Origin of the sequence: Mycobacterium asiaticum (genome assembly GCF_001668675.1) — a bacterium.
GTDB lineage: Bacteria > Actinomycetota > Actinomycetes > Mycobacteriales > Mycobacteriaceae > Mycobacterium > Mycobacterium asiaticum_D.
The window spans coordinates 1-4,885 of sequence record NZ_LZKQ01000114.1; the positions used below are offsets into that span (position 1 = coordinate 1).

Below are 4,885 nucleotides of genomic sequence, written 5' to 3' on the forward strand. Positions count from 1 at the left end.
TTCTGACGCGCGCGGCGGATAGAGACCGAACTGTCTCACGACGTTCTAAACCCAGCTCGCGTGCCGCTTTAATGGGCGAACAGCCCAACCCTTGGGACCTGCTCCAGCCCCAGGATGCGACGAGCCGACATCGAGGTGCCAAACCATCCCGTCGATATGGACTCTTGGGGAAGATCAGCCTGTTATCCCCGGGGTACCTTTTATCCGTTGAGCGACACCCCTTCCACTCGGGGGTGCCGGATCACTAATCCCGACTTTCGTCCCTGCTTGACTTGTAGGTCTCGCAGTCAAGCTCCCTTGTGCATTTACACTCAACACCTGATTGCCGTCCAGGTTGAGGGAACCTTTGGGCGCCTCCGTTACATTTTAGGAGGCAACCGCCCCAGTTAAACTACCCACCAGGCACTGTCCGTGAACCGGATATACGGTTCGACGTTAGGTGTCCAATACGATCAGAGTGGTATTTCAACAACGACTCCACTCGAACTGGCGTCCGAGTTTCACAGTCTCCCACCTATCCTACACAAACCGTACCGAACAACAATACCAAGCTATAGTGAAGGTCCCGGGGTCTTTTCGTCCTGCCGCGCGTAACGAGCATCTTTACTCGTAGTGCAATTTCGCCGAGTCTATGGTTGAGACAGTTGAGAAGTCGTTACGCCATTCGTGCAGGTCGGAACTTACCCGACAAGGAATTTCGCTACCTTAGGATGGTTATAGTTACCACCGCCGTTTACTGGGGCTTAAATTCTCCGCTTCACCCTTACGAGTTAACGGGTCCTCTTAACCTTCCAGCACCGGGCAGGCGTCAGTCCGTATACATCGTCTTGCGACTTCGCACGGACCTGTGTTTTTAGTAAACAGTCGCTTCTCACTGGTTTCTGCGACCGGCTTCCGCTCCCACCGCAAGGGTGTTCACGACATGCCGGCCCCCCTTCTCCCGAAGTTACGGGGGTATTTTGCCGAGTTCCTTAACCATAGTTATCTCGTACGCCTTGGTATTCTCTACCTGACCACCTGTGTTGGTTTGGGGTACGGGCCGTGTGTGAACTCGCTAGAGGCTTTTCTTGGCAGCAGAGGATCACCGAATTCGCCTCAATCGGCTATGCGTCACCTCTCAGGATTAATGAGCGACGGATTTGCCTATCGCTCTCCCTACGGGCTTGCCCCAGTATTACCACTGACTGGTACGGCTACCTTCCTGCGTCACCCCTTCGCTTGACTACTACCACCCGGGGTCCCACGCAGCCGGTCACCGTCGCTCCCCGAAGGGATTGATCAGTGACCATTTGGGTGGTTAGCACAGATGATTCATCACGGGCGCGCACACACGGGTACGGGAATATCAACCCGTTGTCCATCGACTACGCCTGTCGGCCTCGCCTTAGGTCCCGACTCACCCTGGGCGGACTGGCCTGGCCCAGGAACCCTTGGTCTTTCGGCGGGCAAGGTTCTCACTTGCCTATTCGCTACTCATGCCTGCATTCTCACTCCCCCACCCTCCACCGGCGGTTACCCGACGGCTTCGCTGAATGAGGGACGCTCCCCTACCCACACCTACATACGTAGATGTGCCGCGGCTTCGGCGGTGTGCTTGAGCCCCGCTACATTATCGGCGCACAATCACTTGACCAGTGAGCTATTACGCACTCTTTCAAGGGTGGCTGCTTCTAAGCCAACCTCCTGGTTGTCTCTGCGACTGCACATCCTTTTCCACTTAGCACACGCTTTGGGGCCTTAGCCGGCGATCTGGGCTGTTTCCCTTTCGACGTACGGAGCTTATCCCCCGCCGTCTCACTGCCACGCTTGACACCACGGCATTCGGAGTTTGGCTGACGTCAGTAACCTAGTAGGGCCCATCGGCCATCCAGTAGCTCTACCTCCGTGGTGAACCACGCAACGCTGCACCTAAATGCATTTCGGGGAGAACCAGCTATCACGGAGTTTGATTGGCCTTTCACCCCTACCCACAGCTCATCCCCTCAGTCTTCAACCTAAGTGGGTTCGGGCCTCCACGCGGTCTTACCCGCGCTTCACCCTGGCCATGGGTAGATCACTCCGCTTCGGGTCCAGAACATGCCACTACACCCCTTACGGGGATGCGCCCTATTCAGACTCGCTTTCGCTGCGGCTACCCCACACGGGTTAACCTCGCGACATGTCCCTGACTCGCAGGCTCATTCTTCAAAAGGCACGCCATCACCCCACGAGGAGGCTCTGACGGATTGTAGGCACACGGTTTCAGGTACTCTTTCACTCCCCTCCCGGGGTACTTTTCACCATTCCCTCACGGTACTAATCCGCTATCGGTCATCGAGAAGTATTTAGGCTTACCGGGTGGTCCCGGCAGATTCACAGCAAATTCCACGGGCTCGCTGCTACTCGGGAGATTGATCAAGGCAGGTGTCGAGTTTTCGCGTACCGGGCTCTCACCGTCTACGGCAGACCATCCCAGGCCATTTCCGCTAACTACGACACTTTTTTACTGCCCCTCAGCCAGGTAGAGCTGAGAAGATCATTCCCACAACCCCGCACACACAACCCCTACCCGGTATCACATGCATGCGGTTTAGCCATTTTCCGCGTTCGCTCGCCACTACTAGCGGAATCACAATTGTTTTCTCTTCCTACGGGTACTGAGATGTTTCACTTCCCCGCGTTCCCCCCCGCACCCTATATATTCAGGTACGGGTAACACGACATCACTCGTGCTGGGTTTCCCCATTCGGAAATCCTCGGATCAACGCTCGGTTGACAGCTCCCCGAGGCATATCGCAGCCTCCCACGTCCTTCATCGGCTCTCGATGCCAAGGCATCCACCATGCGCCCTTAGACACTTACAAACACTACAAAAACCAAAGAATTTAAAATTGCACAAAAGAACACGCCACCGCGAACGGCGACGCGATCAGTTGATGCTCGCAACCACTATCCAGTTCTCAAACACCACACCCCACCACCAAGATGGAGGGACAACACTTCGTGCTAGCGCCCGAGTGTTGTCTCAGGACCCAATAGTGTGTCTGGCTTACTTGTTGTTGTGCACCCAGCCCTCGTCCACTACAGACGAGAACTCCACACGGCCTGCATCCCACCAATTGGGATGCTTTTCGTGGTGCTCCTTAGAAAGGAGGTGATCCAGCCGCACCTTCCGGTACGGCTACCTTGTTACGACTTCGTCCCAATCGCCGATCCCACCTTCGACAGCTCCCTCCCAAAGGGTTAGGCCACTGGCTTCGGGTGTTACCGACTTTCATGACGTGACGGGCGGTGTGTACAAGGCCCGGGAACGTATTCACCGCAGCGTTGCTGATCTGCGATTACTAGCGACTCCGACTTCACGGGGTCGAGTTGCAGACCCCGATCCGAACTGAGACCGGCTTTAAAAGGATTCGCTTAACCTCGCGGCATCGCAGCCCTTTGTACCGGCCATTGTAGCATGTGTGAAGCCCTGGACATAAGGGGCATGATGACTTGACGTCATCCCCACCTTCCTCCGAGTTGACCCCGGCAGTCTCTCACGAGTCCCCGGCATTACCCGCTGGCAACATGAGACAAGGGTTGCGCTCGTTGCGGGACTTAACCCAACATCTCACGACACGAGCTGACGACAGCCATGCACCACCTGCACACAGGCCACAAGGGAACCGACATCTCTGCCGGCGTCCTGTGCATGTCAAACCCAGGTAAGGTTCTTCGCGTTGCATCGAATTAATCCACATGCTCCGCCGCTTGTGCGGGCCCCCGTCAATTCCTTTGAGTTTTAGCCTTGCGGCCGTACTCCCCAGGCGGGGTACTTAATGCGTTAGCTACGGCACGGATCCCAAGGAAGGAAACCCACACCTAGTACCCACCGTTTACGGCGTGGACTACCAGGGTATCTAATCCTGTTCGCTCCCCACGCTTTCGCTCCTCAGCGTCAGTTACTGCCCAGAGACCCGCCTTCGCCACCGGTGTTCCTCCTGATATCTGCGCATTCCACCGCTACACCAGGAATTCCAGTCTCCCCTGCAGTACTCCAGTCTGCCCGTATCGCCCGCACGCTCACAGTTAAGCCGTGAGATTTCACGAACAACGCGACAAACCACCTACGAGCTCTTTACGCCCAGTAATTCCGGACAACGCTCGCACCCTACGTATTACCGCGGCTGCTGGCACGTAGTTGGCCGGTGCTTCTTCTCCACCTACCGTCAATCCGAGAAAACCCGGACCTTCGTCGATGGTGAAAGAGGTTTACAACCCGAAGGCCGTCATCCCCCACGCGGCGTCGCTGCATCAGGCTTGCGCCCATTGTGCAATATTCCCCACTGCTGCCTCCCGTAGGAGTCTGGGCCGTATCTCAGTCCCAGTGTGGCCGGACACCCTCTCAGGCCGGCTACCCGTCGTCGCCTTGGTAGGCCGTCACCCCACCAACAAGCTGATAGGCCGCGGGCCCATCCCACACCGCAAAAGCTTTCCACCACAGGACATGCATCCCGTGGTCCTATCCGGTATTAGACCCAGTTTCCCAGGCTTATCCCGAAGTGCAGGGCAGATCACCCACGTGTTACTCACCCGTTCGCCACTCGAGTACCCCCGAAGGGGCCTTTCCGTTCGACTTGCATGTGTTAAGCACGCCGCCAGCGTTCGTCCTGAGCCAGGATCAAACTCTCCAAACAAAATCTCCTCGGTAAACGAGGTGGATTCGAATCAGAGATAATCTGACCTAACAAAAAGACACCAAAAACTGGCATCAAAATAAACCGACTACACCCACACACGGGGGGTGTGAGATGCAGTCAAAAAAACAACAACAAACAAAACACCAAACACACTATTGAGTTCTCAAACAACACTTCTAGCTTGTTTTTCGCCCGTTTTGGGGCAACCCTGCCAGCTTAATACA

At 56.0% G+C, this 4,885-nt stretch carries 2 rRNA genes; both read right to left on the reverse strand.

Going from position 1 to position 4,885, the window contains the following annotated elements:
* Positions 1-2,843: ribosomal RNA gene (locus A9X01_RS10020) — 23S ribosomal RNA — on the reverse strand; the annotation flags it as partial.
* A gap of 283 nt (positions 2,844-3,126) precedes the next feature.
* A 16S ribosomal RNA gene (locus A9X01_RS10025) occupies positions 3,127-4,658 on the reverse strand.
* Positions 4,659-4,885 lie beyond the last annotated feature (227 nt).